The sequence below is a fragment of the Streptomyces sp. SAS_281 genome (assembly GCF_052542855.1).
The window spans coordinates 173,361-190,152 of record NZ_JBMNDO010000001.1; the positions used below are offsets into that span (position 1 = coordinate 173,361).

A 16,792-nucleotide genomic window follows, 5' to 3' on the forward strand; every position below is an offset into this window, starting at 1 on the left:
AGGTGGCTCCTCCGGGTCGGGGCTATCGCCGTCGCGCAGATGGCGCGGTCGAGGGGGCTGGAGGCGGAACGGCCCTTCCAGGTGCAGCGGACGGCGACGGGGTGTGCCGGGCGGCCTGGTTGCGGATCTGTGTGATTCGCCGGGCGTGGTTGGACAGGCTGCTGGTGATCTCCATCAGCTGGTCCGCGGGTTCCTCATCGAGACCGACTTCGCGACGGTGCTTGCCCCACGTCGCCCACGTGGAGATCAGGGACTGCACCAGTTGCGGGAGCAGTCCCTCTTCCGGGGCTGCGATCTCGGCCAGGACGGTGGCGACGTCCTGATCGGTCTCGGCGGCGCGGGCACGCTCGGCGAGCTGGTCGAGGTAGCGGTGGGCGGCCTGTCGGTCGCCGTCCGGAGCGGTCAGGGTGTTCAAGGAGGGGTCGAGATGGACGCTGTACCCGGCGAGAAGCAGGGCGTGGGCTGCGGCCGTGGCGCTATGGCGCTGGTGCTCGACAGGCATGTGGTGCGGGAGGCGATGGTAGTCGCGGCTGACGCTCGGGGCTGAGTGGAAGCCGCCGGCAGTCTGCAGGATGCCCGCCGCACGAGGGTCGCCGCCGATCGCGACGACCAACCGGGTGCGCGGATCGCGGGTGATGGTGACGTAGTCCAGCGCGAAGAAGGTGGGCTCGTCGTCGCGGCGCGTCATCGGCTTCGGTGCGGGGAGGCGACGGTCGGTGGCGGCGCGGTCGGGGTGGTGCCCAGCGCCGGCCGGGCCTGCGGATGACGCAGATGGACGCCGACGCCCAACGTGCTCAGGCGGGCCCCAGCCGCTCGCGCGGAGGCGGCCTGTTCGGCGGTGTCGTCACCGGACAATACGTAGACGTCGCGGTCCGGGTCGAAAGTGAAGCCGGCCTCGGTCAGGACCCGGGCGATGTCGAGGCGGTCGGGCTTGTCGACGACGAGCGAGCCGTCATACCAGGTCATGACGATGCGTAGCGGATCGGCCTGCCGCAGTGCCAGCTCGTCGGCGTTGCCGCGCACCTGGGCGAGCGCAACGTAGTACCGGGGCAGCAGATCGGCGGTGACGTCTGCGGCGGCGCTGAACGGATCGGCGTCGACCACGATGCCGTCGGGCTCGCGTACGCCGCTGAACACCTCGTCTGGCGCTTCGGCGGGTGCCATGGCGGCGATGAGGTAACCCTCGCCGGGGCCCGGCTGCTCGGCGATGAAGAGGCGGGTGCCGTCATGCCGGGCCAGCACGGCACAGTGGTCCACGTTGCGCTGGGCCAGGGCCTCGGCGACGTCATTCATGTCCCACACTCGGTCGGTGAGGACGTGGTGGACGTTGAGGTCGCCGTGGTCCGGGTGGTACGTGCTGGTCCAGTCGCCGGGCAGTTCGCCGGCGAGGACGGCAGCGAACGAGCCGAGGCCGGTGTCGGGGGTGGGGTCGTGCATGGTCTCCTCGGATAAGGAACGGTGTCGGGGTCAGGGCCGGGGGCGTGCCGCGGGGGCGGGTGCGGCCGGCGGTGTGGCAGGGCTGGTGGCCAGGCGCGGCGGAGGCGGCGGGCAGGCGCAGACGGCGGATGCTTCGCGTTCGTCCGGTCCGACCTCGGCGGAGCAGGCCCGGCGGTGGGGATGGTCCTGGTGCCGGTCGGCGAGGTCGTTGCGCATGTGGGTGAGGTCGGACCAGATGACGCCGAGCCGACGCTCGACGAGGTACTGCAACCGCTTGGCGGTGTACGGGTCCGGCGCTTGACCGAGGTCGGAATAGAACGTGGCCGCCGCGGTGAGGACCTCGCCGAGGGCGATGAGCACGCCGTCGTGGGAGGCCGTCAGTTCGGTCAGTACGGCGGAGACCTCGTCGCTGGTGGTGGCTTCACGGATCTGCTCGGCGAGGTGCGCGACCTGTGATCCGAGCGGCAGGTAGTGAGGCTCGCGCGTCTCGGTGTCGAAGGCTTCGTCGGCCTCGACGTGGTATCCGACGGCGCGGAGCCGGGCGACGGCGCGGATGGCGAGACGCTGCTCCTCCGCTGCGCCGAGGGCCACGGGCAGGCGGTGATAGTTCTCGTGGAGGCGGACGATGGGGACGAAGCCGGTGCGTTGCAGAATGCTGTGGGCTTCGGGATCGCCGCCGCGGGCGAGGACTTCTCCGGAGTGCTCGTCGCGGCGCAGGGTCAGGGTGCGATCGGCAAGGGCCAAGTGGTGCTTCTCTCTGACGGGTCAGCGGGCAAGGTGGGCGCCGGACGGGACGGGGGCTGCCGCTGCCCGGCACTGCGGGGGTGTAGGTCGCGCCGGAGCTGGCGGGGCGGTGCCCGGCAGGGTGGCGGCGGTGGCGTCGAGATCGAGGTGCCGGTACGTACGCCAGATCACCGGGTCAGGGCTGGCGACGGTGACGTGCTCGGGGGTGAGCACGACCAGCGCGCTGTTCTCGGCCGTGCGGGCCTGCCAGGCGATGTCGGCGCACACTTCGGCCGACTCCTGCCACGTCGCCTCTATCTCGCGCAGAGCCTCGGCGAGCAGCGTCGGCCACTCGCTCCCGGTGATCGCTTCGATGGCCGCTGAAGCCGCACCGGTCAGGGCTTCGGTGCGCTCCGAGTCGAGTACGTGTGTCACTTCCCGCCCCGGGCGTCGGCGACGTGCACCACCTGGTTGAGGTGGGTGACCGAGTACCAGCCGCAGTCGACGTCCTCCTTGGCGCCGACCAAGCGATGAGTCAGGTACGTCCGCAGGGCTTGCTGGTAGATGAGGCAGTCGGGGCACCGGCTGGCGAGGTGGACGAGGTAGCGCGGGTGCGCGGTGATGAAGGTGCGCTCGCCTCCGGACGGGTCGAACAGGCGCCAGCCGTCCTCGTCGGTCGGAGTGTGCCACGAGGGGGCGACGATCTTGTAAGCGTCGGCCCACAATTCGCTTCCGGCGAGGCCCTTGAGGATCCCGACCTGGTCGCCGGGTCGGAAGTGCCGGTGGGTGATGTCACGTTCGGGGGTGACGAGGTCACCGGGGGCATGCGGGTGGCGGGGAACGGGCACAGCGGGAGGATCCTTCCACGAGGTACGGGGGAGGCGGTGGGAGGAACAAGGATCCGGATGATCCCCGGTTTCGGAAACCGGGGATCATCGGGTATACCCAGCCTTCTACCGGAACGGGTTCTCGGTGCCGATGTCGTCGGCCGTCGCGGCGTCCAGGAGTTCGGGCAGGTCAGGGCCCTCGGCGTCGCGCTGGTCTATCCACCATCCCGCCCGCGTAAGGGTGCGGATTTTGTCTTCCAGGACGGCCCAGTCGGCCTCGTCCCAGGTGCCCTCGCTCACCAGCGCGCCGTACGCGGTGGTGACGAGTTGATGGCGGGAGCGCTCGCCCCATTCGAGGGCCCGCTGGGGTCCTTCGAGCGGTGGCATATCGAACTGCTCGGCCCACTTCGTGGCAGCCTGCTGCTCCTCGGCACGCTTGGCGGCGAGCCACGCCTCCTTGGACGCCGTGTCGGAGTCGCGAGCGGCCTTCCAGCAGTCGGTGCAGTCGCGGCCTTCGAGCCAGCGTGCGAATCCGGCGCGCCGATCGGCCGGACGGTGGGACAGATTGTGCGTCACTTCATGGCCACAGGGGTGAACAACTTTCCAGCTCGTACGGACAGCCATGTGCTTGGTGATCTCCTTGCGATAAGGGGCAGTTCAGGGGAAGGGGACGGGTCTGGACGGACGGCGGCAGCAGAGGCCAGAGGGCCCTTCCGGGAGCAGCGACCGCCGCCGGAGGCTTGGGCGGCGTCGCGGTGGCGATGGCCGAGTGGGAAAGTTTTCCTTCCGGGGCCTCTCCCACGCCCACTCCAGCAGGTGCGCCGGGATCGAGCCGTCCGGGTAGTGCTCGACCTCCACCTCCCACGAGCCGGGCAGGATCTCGGCGACGACGACCGCGATGTCGCCGAGATAGGGACGCTCGCTGGTGATGACCTTGGCCTGGCAGTCACGGGCCGTCTCGTGGAGTTGAGAGAGGGTGGCACGTGCATGGGCATGGTCGCCGAGGGGCAACCGATGGGCCTCGCCCTGGTGGCGGGTGAACCCGGCCAGTTCCAGGGCTGTGGTGGCCCACCGATGCCGCTCGCCGCTGGGGAGCGCGACGATGGTGTTGCCTGCGGCAAGGTGGAGGGTAATGGCGGCGGAGGAAGTCAAGACGGCAGGCTTTCGTATGGGGGGCGTCAGATCAGCGGTGCTGCCGCCGCGAGCTGGCCGGGGGCGCGGACTGCACGGTCATGGCGGCCTTCGTGCGGCGCTGAGCCGGCGGTGCGCTCGCCGGGGGCCCGGCGGCGCGCAGGTCCTGGTCGAGGTCGACGTTGTAGCGGGCGGCGACGAGCATCTCGGCTGCCCACGTTGCGTGCTCGTTCTCCCAAGTACGGCCCAGATCGAAGGGCAAGTGGATCCACACACCCTGCAGCGTGGGGTAGGTGTCGAATCCGGCGCGGGCAAGGACGCTTGAGGCGAAAGCATCGACCGCACCTTCGACTTCGACTTGGCCACCCCGGCCGCGGATGATGCTGATGGGTTCGCCGTTCATCGACCTCGTCCGTTCCCGGCCGTCTGCGCTCGGCCGCTGGCGGGGACGGAGGCGGGCTGCGGCGCAACCGTGGGGATCGTGGTGGTCGGGGCGGTCAGACGCTGCGGGGACCGGGTGGCTGCGGCCTGCGCGATGCGGTTGCGGCGCTCCATCAGCCCGTTGCGTACGGCGGGCTGCGGTGGACCGGCGCTGTGGCCCGGATCGAGTGAGTAGTCGGTCTGGACCTCGTAGCCGTGCCGGCGAAGGTCTTGCACGGCCTGGCGGGTACGGCGGATGCCGTCGTTCTCGGGGTCGGTGAGCCGGTACAGGCCCGGGGTGCCGGGGACGGGCTCGAACTGTTCACGGACCAGGAACCAGTCGGCGATGTGTGCGGGGATGTTCGCGGTGGTGGCGGCCACGAAGCCGTGGTCGGGATGGGAGCCGAAGCGGAAGTGGTCAGACAGAGGCGAATCCTTTCTGTGAGCGTTCAGCGGTGCGCTGGCGTCGAGCGGGGGGCGGGCAGCGCCGCGGGGCGGGCCGTAAGGAGACGCGGGGTAGGCGCGGACAATGCGGCCGGCCCACCCGGTACGGCGACGCGGACCTGGCGCTCGAACACCTCGCTGTCGGAGAGCCACGTCTCGATCGCCGGCAGGACGGCGAGGCCGAGCTGCCCGCGGACCTGGCTCCATTCGTGGGCCGACAGCGTGGCCGGGATCGAGTGCAACTCCCGGCGCAAGTCGTTCCATTCGTCCCACGCATCCTGGCTGTGGGCGAGCGCCTCGCGCAGACGGTTCAGCGCCGCGACGTCTTCGGGCCAGGGAGTGGCGGCTGGACGGCAGCGGGTGAGCAGGAGCGGCGCGTGTTCGAGTACAGCGCGGTAGGAGAGCCACGCGTGGTCGGCGAAGTCCCTTTCCACACCCGCGATCAGGCGGGGGTCGCGGAGCGGGACGCCGTCGCTGTACCGGCCGGATTCCTTGATCGTCTGGAGGGTCTCGTGTTCTTCCCGGATGCGGGCCAGGCCGTTCAGGACGGTGTACAGGTCCTGGTGGTGCAGGGCGCGCCGGTGGGCGGGAAGGAACGTGTCCGCGATGGCGCGGGCGGCGCGACCGGGGTCGGCAGGCAGCACGATGCTGTGTGGCGTGGTCGGGTCATCGTGCGGGTCTTCTTGCTCCCGGTCGGTGAGTGCGCCCAGGAGGTAGCCGCTGCTGTGGCCGGGGCGCTCGATGAGCAGCAGCTCGGTGCCCGCGCCGTTCTTCAGGACGGACGCGAACGGGATGCGGTGCTCTTCGAGGGCCCGATACATCTCGCCGGCCTCCCACAGCATCGGCCAAAGGTCTTCCTGCCACAGCCGGTGGGAGTAGATCTCCAGTTCGGCAGTCCAAGTGCCGGGCAGCTGGGCTGCGATCTCGGTGCCGATGTCACCGAGGTAGGGCCGGGTGCTGGTGGTGATGGTGGCGCCATGTGCATGGGCGTGATGCACCAGAGCGCTCGCGGTGCGTCGCGCGGCCTCCGGATCGGTCAGCGGGGCGGTGGACGCGCCGTGGCGCAGGCGCGTGAATCCGGCTTCATCCAGTGCCCGGTTGGCCAGCTGGTACTTCTCGCCGTGCGCGATGGCGACCAGGCCCAGGTGGCGGCTGGTGGTGAGGGTGATCTCGGCGGTGGACTTGGGCATCAAGGTCCTGGTGGGTCGAGCCCGCAGGAGCGTGTTCGTCCAGAGGGACAGGGCTCAGCGGGCCTTCGGGGTGCGTTTGGGATCGGTGCTGCGCGGCGGCCCGCCGTGGGGAGGCCGCGCCGTGGGACGCTGGGATGGGGACGAGAGGTGTTCGATGTTCACCAGCGGGGCGACGACTGCGGGGAACGGGAAGGCGGCGGAGCGCAGAGTGGGCCGGGGATCCAGCGTTTCGGCGGCGACCGCGTGCAGGAGCAACGGTGGCGTCTTGTCCGTGAACGAGATGTCCCACAGGTGACCGAGGTCCTCCGGGGAGGCGGCCACGTGCCAGGTGACGGATGCGTCTGCGTGAAGGGGAGGTGCCGGGGAGTCCATGGGGCGGTTGACCACGGCAGCATGCCCGTCGTGCGAGATGAACCCGGAGAGTCCGAAGGCGTCGAAGTGGTTCCAGGAGTCGGCGTCGACGTAGAGCTCCAGCAGGCCGGGCTCGGCGCCGATGCCGTAGACGACGTGATCCGGGTCGGTGGCCAGTTCGCCGGCCAGGGTGCTGAGGAGCCTGGCCACACATTCGATCGGCGCGAAACCCCCGATATCCACACGCCAGCGCTCAGCCGCTTCTTCATCGGTACGGGCCGAGATCACCATGTGAGGGCCGCGGCCCACGTCTGCTCGGTCGTGGCGGATCGTGATGCGCCGGCATGGACTGGTGACGGTCAACGACGACGCATCGGTGTGTGCGCTCCACGAGGTCTCCTGGGTGAAGACGTCGAGGAGTTGCTGGTGGTCGGTGGGGAGGCTGGCGGCCAGATAGCGGGGAGAGATGAGGATCTTCTCCCCCGGCCTCTCCTGGTCGGGGGCGTTGGGCATGGTTCTTCCGGTGGGATCGGGACGGCGCGGTCGTCCGGGGCTATCGACGGGCGGATTTGCGGGAGGCCGGGGCCGATGCGGGCGCGGTGGCGGACAGGCGTGGGACGATGCGCGGCGGTCCGACCGGAGCCGGGGAATCCGGGTTCCACGCGCTGGGATCGGTAAGGATTCGGCAGCGCGGGTCGGTGTCCCACTCGACGACGGGGCCGCGGTCGTATGCGAGCAGGCCGATCACTTCGATTCCGGTCTCGCGCAGGACGTAGGCCCACTCCAGGTCGCCGGTGTCGTCTTGGGTGATCAGTTCACGCTCGGCCGGGGTGCCGTCGGTGTTGTACACGTTGGTCAGCTGACGGCTGGGCAACTCGTCGCCCCGGGTCAGCGAGCGTCGCAGCGCGTCGGGTGCTCCGTCGAGGAGATCCGTGCCCAGCTCCTCCCAGCCGATGTGGACCTCGTCGATCAGGTGCCGGGCCATCACCTCCAGGTCACCGGCGAACCGGAATCGGAAGGCGGCCAGCAGCAGCGGGAGTTTGCTGTCGGGGTAGCCGTCAAAGTGGACGTACATGCCGGCGTAGCCGGTGGAGGTGGGGCGGGCGATGACCGCACGGGTGGACAGATCGGTCTCCTGGGGAGGGGCTGGTCAGTGTGAGCGAGGGCGTGCCGCCGGGGTGGCCATCGGCTGGGCTGGGGTGGTGGCCGTATGGGTGGTGCGAGGCGGGGTGGTGGCGGGGACCGGCTGGTCGGGTCGCCAGAGGCAGGCGGTGTCGCGGAACCGCACGCGGGGGTCGGTGCCCCACGCGACGAGGGGGCCGCGCCTCGCGCCGGGCTCGCCGATCACTTCGACGCCGTGCGGGTGGAGGACATAGCCCCAGCTCAGTCGCGATGCCGTCCGCTCGGTGTAGATCAGCGGCGGGTCGTTCGCGCGGGCCGGGTATCGCTTGCCGGGTGCGTTGTGCCTGCCGGCGTGGAAGGGGCCGCCGCTACGGACGGCGCGGGTTGCGAGGGTGCTGACTGGTTCGGGCGCCGGTAGACGCTGGCCAGGTGGTCCTCGCTCAGGTAGGCGAGCTGATCACCGAGTGCGGACAGCTCCTCGGCGTGCTGGCGGTAGCGGGCGGCGAAGCCCGGTTCCCGGTTGTGCTCGCACCACTCGGCCGCGGCCTCCAAGAACATATGCAGCTCGCCGAGACCGCTATGCCAGTCGCCGAGGACGGCCTGCGTGACGGTGTACAACTCGGCCGCCGAGCGCGCCCGGTAGACGTGCTGGGCCCAGTCGATAATATTGAGGCCGGAGTCCCTGGTGGGGAGCGATGCGCTGAACTCTCGCGCGTCGTAGTCGGCCCAACGGTGCAGGTCGTCGACGGTCGGCCGGTCCGCCCGGTGGGCGGTGACCTGCTCGGTGGTACGGCCGACGTTGTCGTACAGCTGGAAATCAGGGTGGGGCAGGGACAAGGGGGTCTCCCGGTCGGCTAGGCGCGGTCCGTGCGGGCGGAACCGACGGGCGGCCCCGAGGCGTCGGTGCGGGCGCACCTGTAGCCGACCAGGCGGGACGGGCCCGCGTCCGCCGGCACGGTGGCGGCGTCGGTGCATACGAACGTGTATGTCACCGACGTGCGCGGGATGCCGTGCAGCCAGGCGTTGTCGTCCGTGTCCGGGTTGATCTGCAGCCCGGAGTGCGCAACGGCGTCGGTCTGCGTGTGGGTGTGGGCGAACAGCAGCAGGGCGCCGCCGTCGGCGGTCTTCAGCCCGTAGGCGTCCTTGAAACGGCTGGTGCTACCGGCGAAGGTGACAAGCGGCAGAACGCGGAAGGCGTTGCGGATGAGGGTGCTCCAGAGTGTCGGTCGGAGTGGATCAGCGAGTGCGGGAGGGAGTAGCGCTGGGTGTGGTGATGGGGCTGGTGGCGTTCGCGCGTGGGCTGTGGGACGGAGTTGGCGGAGCGGCGAGCCGGTTAGCCGCCTGGTGCAGTAGGGCCCCCGACTTGTGGAGTCGACTGCGGGCACTGTCGATCCGGGCGCGCAGCAGAGCCTGCCTGGCCTCGACGTCCTGGTTGCGCCGCGTCGAACGTCCCGAGGCGGCGAGCTGGTGTAGTACGCCAGCGTGGACAACGGCTTCACCAAGGTCGGCCAGGGCGTGCCCCAGCGCGCCGACCGTGTGCGCGAGCTGGGTGACCGTACGCGGGGTGATGTCCGCCTCGGGGGCTCGACCACGTTCGGTGCGCGCGGCGACGGCCGTCGCGGCGGTGAGGTGGGTGATCAGTCCGGCGATGCCGCGAGAGCTGTCGGCCAAGTCATCGAGGATGTTGACGCCAGCGTGCACCGAGTCGGTGAGCGGTACCTCGTCGGCCGCGTCGTGGATGCGCTCGGCCAGTGAGTGCAGCTGGCCGACCCGGCCGTGTGCGGAGAGCAGATGGACTCCTGATCGTGTGCGGCGAGTGACGCCGCGGTCAGCGGATTCGAGCGCGTGCATGTCCGGCCGGCGGTACGGCAGGAGCGTGCGACCCTGGGTGCGGTGGTGTGCGACGACGAGGAGCTTCACGCGGGCGGGCCGCACTCGGCATGGCGTCGGGGCCGCCGTTGGGTGGTGCGCCACCGAGGAGGGAGGGGGTGCCGTCGAGTTCGTCGAGCCAGCTGAGGAGCCGGGGCAGATTCTTGTCGGGCCCGAAAGCGAGATAGGTGCCGTCAGCGCTGTCACAGCCAAACCATTCGGCAATCCCCAAGCGAGAACGGGAGTTGACGCGGCCCATATGGACCCCCTTTCCTCGGGCCGTCGCCTCGCGGGCCAGCCGTTCGGCGACCGGGCCGAGTTTCCACTCGGTCGATCCGGCCAGGAAGAGGACATCGAGACTGTCCCAGGGCAGCAGCCCCGGTTGATCGCAGCCGTCCTGGGCCGCAAAGGCCGCGGGGACGCCGAGCGCCCGGATGCGGGCCAGCCACGGCAACGATTCGGTGAGGGTTCCGGCGGCGTCGAACGGCTGGTCCGGGGCGAGCGCCCACAAACAGCGATCCGGCCCGTACCTCTCGATGGTCCGCGACAGCCAGGCGAACCACGCTTCGGCGCCGGGCCAGTAGCGGCCCTTGCCGTCGCTGCCGAACTTCGAGTTGTCGCAGGCATACAGTGCGCCCTCGGGGATGCGGCTGCCTTGCGCGGGGTGGTCATACAGCCGATGCGTCCGGCGCTCATCGCGGCCCGTATGTCAGGTCCCGAGGGAGTGCCGAGGTAGCGCAGTGTGCACCTCCCGAACGGTGACGCCGGCCGTCATCCGGACGGTGCGGTCAGCGCTGATGGCTGGGAGCGGCCGTGGGACGCGAGGGCGACAGCACGGTGGTCGTGGTCGGTGCGGCGTGGCGCAGGTTCCCCCCGATCCCCTGCTCGGCGAGCCGGCGGGCGACCGCCTGTATCCGCAGAGCGCGACCGTCCTCGCCGTACGCAGCGGGCAGCAGGAAGGCTGCCTGGTGCGGGTGGTACTGGAAGCCATGGGCGTACAGCGTCACGCGCGTCTTCACCGGCACTCTGGCGTACGGCGTTCCGAGCGCTCCGTCGTCGTACCAGGTGAGCGTTACTACGTGGGCGACCTGCGGCGGAGGCTGCCGATGCGGGGGTTCGGGCTGCTCGACGGCGTTGCGGCGTACCGCCTGGCGGGCCTGCTCATAGCGGGGCAGAAGTCTGCGGGTGATGAGGGCTGCGGCGCGCGCGGCATCGTTGGGGACAACGATGCCGTTCGGCTCGTCGATCCCGTCGAAATGGTGCGGCTTGATGGCGGCGGCGTCGGGTTCGAGTGGGGCGACGACGAACTGGTGCGGATGGCGCGGCTGGTCGGTGAGGTAGAGGTGCTGCTGATCCGGGCCGTGCAGTACGGCGACGTGTTCGAGCGCGAACTCGGAGACGGCGTAGCTGACGTGGCCGGTGTCCCAGATCTGGTCGGCCATTGGGTACTGGTCGGCGTCGGCGAGGTGACGGTGGTATTCGCTGGTCCAAGCGCCCGGCAGGCGTTCGGCCAGGCCAGCGGCGATGATGTCCAGGTGGGTGCGATCAGAGGGCATGGGCTCCTGACGAGGTGGTGAGGCCGGACTATCTGCCACGCGTCACTCGGGCGGGTTGGGTGATCGCGGGTGCCGAAGGGGGTGCGGCTCGTGGCCGGCGCGTCTGCCGGGTGGTGGCGTCCTCGGAGGCCGTTACCTGTCGGTAGGCGATGATGGCTTCCTTGAGGCGGTCGACTGCGTCCGCCCGGCGCGCGGCGAGGATGTCGATCTGCGTACCACTGTTCTGCAGGATGCCGAGGGAGTTGATCGTCGTCTTTCCGGCGGCAGCGCGTGTAAGAGTGGAGGCCGCGTACTGAGCGGTCACGGTGAACTGTTCGTGCAGGTAGTCCAGGTGGCGGGCGGCAGTGTGGACGAGTTCGGCGACGACCAGCTCGGGGCCCTCGGCGTGGAGGCGGCCAAGGGACTGGGGCGATGTGTCGAAGGCGTCGTTCACCATCTGGGAGCCGGGGGCGGCGGATGGTGGAAGGCTGGCTTGGTTGTCCATTGCGGTGGGGATTCGGGGATTGAGGGGCGGTTGGCACATCTCGACGAGCGACTAATGCATTCGGGCATCCGTATCGAAAAGGGCCAGTTCGTGCGGATGTAGCAGATGTTGAACGATGAAGGACCGTCCGGCGACTTTCCACAAGCCCCTGCCGCGGTTGAGATGCGAGATCGCGTCGGCTTCCACCGAGGTCAACCCCAGCAGAGCTGCAGCGGCGTGGAGCTGGTCGGTCTCCTGCCGGTAAATGATGCGGGTGGAGCAGTCGGCGAGCAGGCCCTCGGCCAAGGCGCGTCCGCGAGATCCGGCGTCACCGGCGGTGAGCAGGTCGGACAGCCGGTGGATCACCATCAGATTGGCGATGCCCAGGCCGCGACTCAACTTCCACTGGGACTGCATTCTCGCGAGCAGGCCGGGGTGGCGCATCAATCGCCATGCCTCGTCGTAGACGATCCAGCGCCGGCCGCCGGCGGGGTCGGACAGTGCGGATTCCATCCACGCGGAGGCGCAGGTCATGGCGAGGACGAGTGCGGTGTCGTCGCCGGAGCCGCCGAGACGGGACAGGTCGATCGTCAGCATGGGCGAGTTGGGGTCGAAGGCCACGGTGCTCGGGGCGTCGAACATTCCGGCGAGGTCGCCGTGGACGAGACGTCGCATGGCGTGGGCGAGGTCGCGGGAGGCGTCGCCCAGGCGGCCGGACATGGTGCCGCCGGCCGTGTTGAGCTCGTCGGGGTTGTTGAGGGTGGCGGCGATGTCGCCGAGCAGCGGGGTACGTCCGCTCGCAGCGGCGCGGGCGACGACGGTGTCCAGGGCGACATCGAGGCCGGTGTGCTCCATCGGCAAGAGGTCCCGCCCGAGCACGGTGCGGGCCAGGGAGCCGAGCAGTAGCAGGCGCCTCTTGCGGATTTCACCCGCCCAATCGGCCTCGGAGACGCTGGTGGGCATTGGCGCTTCGTCCAGCGGGTTCAGCTTGCCTGGCAGCCCCGGCCCGAGCGCGATGGAGGTGCCCCCCAGTGCTTGCGCCACGGGCGTCCACTCTCCCTTGGGATCGCACGGGACGTAGACGTGGTAGCCGAAGGCGATGGAGCGCAGCGCGAAGCTCTTGGCGAGCGCCGACTTGCCCTGCCCGATCACCCCGGCCAACAGCACATTTGGGTTGGTGAAGCCGTCGATCTTGCCGTAGAGGGCGAACGGGTCGAAGCAGAAGCCGGCTTCGGCGTGCACGTCGCGGCCGATGTATATGCCCTCGGCTCCCAGCCCGCCCTCGGCGAGGAAGGGATACGCCCCGCTCGCCGTGGCCGTGGTCATACGGTGCACAGGCAACTTGATCTTGTTGTTGCGGGAGGACGCCGGGCCGGGGCGGCCTGCGGGCGGGAAGAGCGGCGACGGCATCTCCTGCTCCTCTGTCCCGGCTCCCACGGTGTGGGTGGCTGCTTCGGCGCGCGCTTTCGCGGCGGCCTCGGCGAGTTGCCGGCGGGCGGCCTTCCGGGCGGAGCGGTCGGTGCCATGCGGGGTGAACAGAGGGCTGGCGCTGGCGCGGCGGGCTCGGCGTGCGGGCCGGGGACTCATGGCAGGGCGGCTTTCACAGGGTGGCGGGTCTGAGGGTGCGGGATCAGGCGCCGGTGGGAGGCGCCTGTAGTTGCTGGTCGTGCAGTTGTAACTGGCGGCGGACGCGGGAGAGGCGGTGGCCAGCGCGGCTGCGCCGACGAGGGTGGGGGAGGAGCGCGGCGCTGGAGGCGGAGCGCCTGAGCTTGCGCATGCACGGGCCTTTCGGTGGGGCGCGTTACTACTGGGCGCAGGTGGTGGCATGGCCGGTTGCCGGGGTGTTGAGGTCGGTAGGTGTGGTCTTCCGGCGTACGACGTGGCCTGCGGCGAGGTGGCGCTGGCAGATGGTCAGGACGGGCGGTCCTTCGGGGAGCCGTTCGGGGTGGCACTCGGTTTCCGCCGGGGCCGTGTTCGCCACGGGCAGGAGGTGGAAGGCGTCGTGCACGGCGGCGGTGGCCTGCCACAGCCGGGCGTGCGCGGTGACCAGATGTCGGCCGGCGGCGGGATGAGGCGGCCGAGTGGTGTCGGCGAGCTGGTCGAGCAGCTGGTGCAGCGAGGTCAGATGGGCATGCAGCACGTCGAGGTGCACACGGTCCGCGGGTGAGGCGGGGCGTCCGGCGCGCGGGGCGCGGGCACGTGTGTGATGGCGGATGCCGGCGCTGGCGGCCCGCAGGTACGGGTACGCGTCGCCGACGGGGATGGCAGAGGTCAAAGGGGACAAGTTCCTTCCTGCCGAGGTGGCAGGACGTCGGCTGGCGGGGGCGTGGGTTACAGGGCCCTGCGGGCGAGCGGCAGGGCGCCCAGCGTGAAGGCATCGGGCTGCTGGAAGTTCAAGCGCCGCAGGTCGACCTGGGCGGTGACGGCAGCGGTCTCGATCTGCGCGCAAGCGGCGTCGAGCAGGGCGTCGGTCTCGGCGGAGACGGTGAGCAGCCCGGTCAGAGCCACATCGGCGTGTCCGGCGATCAGCTGGCGCTCGCGGGTCTTGACGTCCGCGTACTCCACACTGTCGGCCTCGGAGTCGACCTGTCCACGCCGCGACCTCTCGTTCGCGTCGGCGATGATGGCGGCCTTCTTGCGCTGGACGTCACGCATTGCGGACTCGATCCCTTGGGGCACGTATATAAGGGACAGGGTGCGCCGGACTCCGGCGGTGAACATCAGGCCGTGCATGTACCCGGCGGATGTCTCGGTGCGGGGCCAGTCCTCGACCCAGTAGGTGGCGTGCCGGGCGGAGTCGGTGGCGAGCCGGTCGTACTCCTCGACCTGGACCACGGGACCGGCGGCGGCCGGGTCGGCTTCCGCCCGTCCGGACTCCGACCACTGCTGCAGTGCGGACAGTGCCCTGGGGTCGTAGGCGGTGCGGACGACGGCGGCGATCTCGCGCGCCGAGAGCCAGCCGGTCACCGTCAGTCCGGCGCTGCGCGCTGCCTGAGCGATGGAGCTGGTGGTCTGTTCCAGCACGGTGAAGGCGCCGGGGAGCCCGCCGCCGGCCTGGCTGATGAGTCGCTTGGCGGCTTTCAGATCGAGGGAGATCGCGATGTATGCCTCATGCGGGGCGGCGGCGGGCCCGGCAGAGGCGACGAGTTCGCTGTAGACCTGCCCGGCGACCGGCGTTTCGGGGTGACCCTGCTGGCTCCAGTGGCGGGAGAGGGCGTCCCCGCTGTCGGGCACGGTGCGCTCCAGGACCTGCACGGTGGCGACGTGTCCGGTACGGGCGATGCCCGCCAAGGCTCGCCCCCACCCCGCGACGTTGTGGTTCTGCGTCGCCGGATCCAGGAGCGCGAAGGCCCTGCTGGAGACCCGGGCCACGGCGGTCAGGGTCTGATGGTGCGGGTCGTGGACGGCAGCGGCACCGGTGGCGGAGTCGCCCGGGGTGACCACGCGCAGCGAGGCGGCGGTGCCGGGCAGATGCAGGACGCCGTCCTGGCGGGGCCGGGTGACGGGCCGGGCGAGCCACAGGGTCTGGCCAGTGCGGCGCCGCTGGGCGAAGCGTACGACGATCGGCGCCCAGTCGATCAGCGAGCGGCCGTGTCGGCGGACGGCGACCAAGGCGGCGACCACGGCCCATAGCGGGGTCAGGGCGATGGCGCCGAGCAGACCGGTAGAGACCACGGCGGCCAGCAGAAGCGCCAACGCGCAAGAGAACAGCACGAGTTGTGGCAGCGACAGGCCGAGCAGGATGCCGCGCTTCGACCGGTGGGGGAATTTGACGGTGAGCGGTGTGACAGTGAGATCAGACAAGGGCCGTTCCGGGGATGCGCGGGCGGTGGCCGGGGGGGCACGCGGCGGCAAGTGCGCGGCGCATGCCGCCCCGGAGTCGGACAGGGGCTACAGGCCGGCGGGAGGGGGCGGCGGAGCGCCGGTCCCGCTGGAGGCAGTGCCTGAGTCCGGTGCCGGCGGAGCGCCCTGGGGCGGGGGCGAGGACCCTCCGGCGCTGGGCTGCGACATGAAGCCACTGCCTCCCTCGGACGGCGATCCGGAGCCGCCACCCCTTCCGGGGGCACCGCCAACCTGGCCGCTGGTGTCGTCGCTGGGATTGGTCGGGGGCGGCTGGACAGCCCTCTCCAGGCCGCTCTTGATCCCTTCGGGCCCGGAAGAACCCTGAGAACCCTGGCCGTCCTTGCCGCTGTCGCCCCCGGTGGGGTTGGCGGCGATGTCGCCGGGGAACCCGCCGCCTCCGGCGGCATCGGGGCCCTGCGGGGCGCCGCCCACTCCTGCTGCCGCGCCGCCCGTGCCGGCGGTGGCCGTAGCAGCAGCGGCCTTGCGGCCGGCCTTCTCGGCGTGCTGCCGGGCGAGCTGAGCACCGGCGCCACCGGCGCGGTGAATCGATTCTCCGTCTGTGCCCTCGGCTGCCCAGTGAACGAACTTGAACGTGGCGTAGGGGCAGAGCAAGACCAAGACCATGATCACAATGCCCGCCATGACGTCGGCGAGTGCTCCGAGGCCGTCCTTGGCCTCCGTCTTGCCCATGGCGGCGATTCCGAGCACAAAGATGATGGTCATCAGCAACTTGCTGACCACGAGGGTGGCCGTGGCTTCGATCCAGCCGCGGCGCCACCGGCGGGCGACCTCCCAGCCGCCACCGGCGCCCGCGAAGACGGCGAGGGTGACCATGACCAGAATGCCCACCTTTCTGACCATCATGACGCACCAGTAGAGAAGGGCTCCGCAAGCGGCGCCGAGTCCGGCGACCGTCGGGACCAACCAGCCCAGGCCGGCCAGAGCTCCGATTTGGGACACCTTCACCATGCGGCGGACGGCTGTTTCGATGTTCAGGTGCGATGAGGCGAACAGGCCGCCGGACAAGGCATCGACGACCTCGATGGCGACCGTCGTCAGGGCGATGGCACAGAAGGCGAACAAGACGCCCGACGCGGTGCCGGTGCATGCCTGGGCAAGGGCCTGTCCATCGCGTTTGGCGGCGGCCCTGATGAGTTGCGCGCAGAATGTTCCGACCAGTATGGTCAGGCCGATCGGCAGCAGCACCTCGTAGTTGTCGACGAACCATCCGGCCCGCAGGTCCACCTTGGTGGTGCGGTTGACGGCCTCGGCAGCCAGGTCCGCTGCTGTGGCGGCGAGTTCGCCGGCGCTCTTGGCTATCCAGTCGCCGACAGCTTGGATGGGATTGCTCGCGAAGTCGACGGCGTCGCCGACGGCGCACATTCTGTCCGCGAGAGGCAAGTCGCAGAAGCCCAC

Annotated in this window: 21 protein-coding genes; all 21 read right to left on the reverse strand. The window is 70.4% G+C overall.

Annotation, left to right across the window (positions count from 1 at the left end; genetic code table 11):
• Window positions 1-22: 22 nt before the first annotated feature.
• Window positions 23-688 carry a hypothetical protein gene (locus ACN6LM_RS00775; protein WP_445063278.1) on the reverse strand — a complete coding sequence of 222 codons (666 nt, stop codon included), beginning with the start codon at window positions 686-688 and terminating at the stop codon, window positions 23-25.
• Window positions 685-1,437, reverse strand: coding sequence for a hypothetical protein (locus tag ACN6LM_RS00780; RefSeq protein WP_445063279.1), 753 nt, complete (start codon window positions 1,435-1,437; stop codon window positions 685-687). The genes ACN6LM_RS00775 and ACN6LM_RS00780 overlap by 4 nt, the downstream gene beginning before the upstream one ends.
• 30 nt (window positions 1,438-1,467) lie before the next feature.
• On the reverse strand, window positions 1,468-2,181 hold the full coding sequence (locus tag ACN6LM_RS00785; RefSeq protein ID WP_445063280.1) for a hypothetical protein: 714 nt from the start codon (window positions 2,179-2,181) through the stop codon (window positions 1,468-1,470).
• A gap of 21 nt (window positions 2,182-2,202) precedes the next feature.
• Complete coding sequence (locus tag ACN6LM_RS00790) at window positions 2,203-2,595, reverse strand: hypothetical protein (protein ID WP_445063281.1); 393 nt, start codon at window positions 2,593-2,595, stop codon at window positions 2,203-2,205.
• Window positions 2,592-3,008, reverse strand: a complete 417-nt coding sequence (locus ACN6LM_RS00795) for a hypothetical protein (RefSeq protein ID WP_445063282.1) — start codon at window positions 3,006-3,008, stop codon at window positions 2,592-2,594. Before ACN6LM_RS00795 ends, ACN6LM_RS00790 begins: the two co-directional genes overlap by 4 nt.
• A 105-nt stretch (window positions 3,009-3,113) precedes the next feature.
• Window positions 3,114-3,563, reverse strand: a complete 450-nt coding sequence (locus tag ACN6LM_RS00800) for a hypothetical protein (RefSeq protein WP_445063283.1) — start codon at window positions 3,561-3,563, stop codon at window positions 3,114-3,116.
• Between the two features lie 81 nt (window positions 3,564-3,644).
• A complete protein-coding gene (locus ACN6LM_RS00805) occupies window positions 3,645-4,139 on the reverse strand; it encodes a hypothetical protein (RefSeq protein ID WP_445063284.1) in 495 nt (164 codons plus the stop codon).
• A gap of 31 nt (window positions 4,140-4,170) precedes the next feature.
• Entirely contained in the window at window positions 4,171-4,521 is a 351-nt protein-coding gene (locus ACN6LM_RS00810; RefSeq protein ID WP_445063285.1) for a hypothetical protein, read from the reverse strand.
• On the reverse strand, window positions 4,518-4,919 hold the full coding sequence (locus ACN6LM_RS00815; RefSeq protein ID WP_445063286.1) for a hypothetical protein: 402 nt from the start codon (window positions 4,917-4,919) through the stop codon (window positions 4,518-4,520). Before ACN6LM_RS00815 ends, ACN6LM_RS00810 begins: the two co-directional genes overlap by 4 nt.
• 68 nt (window positions 4,920-4,987) lie before the next feature.
• Window positions 4,988-6,172 carry a hypothetical protein gene (locus ACN6LM_RS00820; RefSeq protein ID WP_445063287.1) on the reverse strand — a complete coding sequence of 395 codons (1,185 nt, stop codon included), beginning with the start codon at window positions 6,170-6,172 and terminating at the stop codon, window positions 4,988-4,990.
• Window positions 6,173-6,226: 54 nt separating this feature from the next.
• Window positions 6,227-7,036: a DUF317 domain-containing protein gene (locus ACN6LM_RS00825; protein ID WP_445063288.1), complete on the reverse strand. Its 810-nt coding sequence runs from the start codon at window positions 7,034-7,036 to the stop codon at window positions 6,227-6,229.
• Between the two features lie 40 nt (window positions 7,037-7,076).
• The gene (locus tag ACN6LM_RS00830) at window positions 7,077-7,598 is read right to left on the reverse strand and encodes a hypothetical protein (protein WP_445063289.1); all 522 of its coding nucleotides are present in this window, start codon (window positions 7,596-7,598) and stop codon (window positions 7,077-7,079) included.
• Between the two features lie 338 nt (window positions 7,599-7,936).
• Entirely contained in the window at window positions 7,937-8,482 is a 546-nt protein-coding gene (locus ACN6LM_RS00835; protein ID WP_445063290.1) for a hypothetical protein, read from the reverse strand.
• 399 nt (window positions 8,483-8,881) lie between these two features.
• Window positions 8,882-9,496: a hypothetical protein gene (locus tag ACN6LM_RS00840; protein ID WP_445063291.1), complete on the reverse strand. Its 615-nt coding sequence runs from the start codon at window positions 9,494-9,496 to the stop codon at window positions 8,882-8,884.
• Window positions 9,474-10,025 (reverse strand): hypothetical protein, encoded by a 552-nt coding sequence (locus ACN6LM_RS00845; RefSeq protein ID WP_445063292.1) that lies wholly within the window; start codon window positions 10,023-10,025, stop codon window positions 9,474-9,476. Before ACN6LM_RS00845 ends, ACN6LM_RS00840 begins: the two co-directional genes overlap by 23 nt.
• Before the next feature lie 277 nt (window positions 10,026-10,302).
• Window positions 10,303-11,070: a hypothetical protein gene (locus ACN6LM_RS00850; protein WP_445063293.1), complete on the reverse strand. Its 768-nt coding sequence runs from the start codon at window positions 11,068-11,070 to the stop codon at window positions 10,303-10,305.
• Between the two features lie 28 nt (window positions 11,071-11,098).
• The gene (locus ACN6LM_RS00855; RefSeq protein ID WP_445063294.1) at window positions 11,099-11,554 is read right to left on the reverse strand and encodes a hypothetical protein; all 456 of its coding nucleotides are present in this window, start codon (window positions 11,552-11,554) and stop codon (window positions 11,099-11,101) included.
• A 51-nt stretch (window positions 11,555-11,605) separates the two neighbouring features.
• Window positions 11,606-13,120 carry an ATP-binding protein gene (locus ACN6LM_RS00860; RefSeq protein WP_445063295.1) on the reverse strand — a complete coding sequence of 505 codons (1,515 nt, stop codon included), beginning with the start codon at window positions 13,118-13,120 and terminating at the stop codon, window positions 11,606-11,608.
• A gap of 217 nt (window positions 13,121-13,337) precedes the next feature.
• Window positions 13,338-13,808 carry a DUF6238 family protein gene (locus ACN6LM_RS00865; protein WP_445063296.1) on the reverse strand — a complete coding sequence of 157 codons (471 nt, stop codon included), beginning with the start codon at window positions 13,806-13,808 and terminating at the stop codon, window positions 13,338-13,340.
• Window positions 13,809-13,864: 56 nt separating this feature from the next.
• Window positions 13,865-15,337: an SCO6880 family protein gene (locus ACN6LM_RS00870; RefSeq protein ID WP_445063297.1), complete on the reverse strand. Its 1,473-nt coding sequence runs from the start codon at window positions 15,335-15,337 to the stop codon at window positions 13,865-13,867.
• An 87-nt stretch (window positions 15,338-15,424) separates the two neighbouring features.
• A complete protein-coding gene (locus tag ACN6LM_RS00875; protein WP_445063298.1) occupies window positions 15,425-16,792 on the reverse strand; it encodes an SCO6881 family protein in 1,368 nt (455 codons plus the stop codon).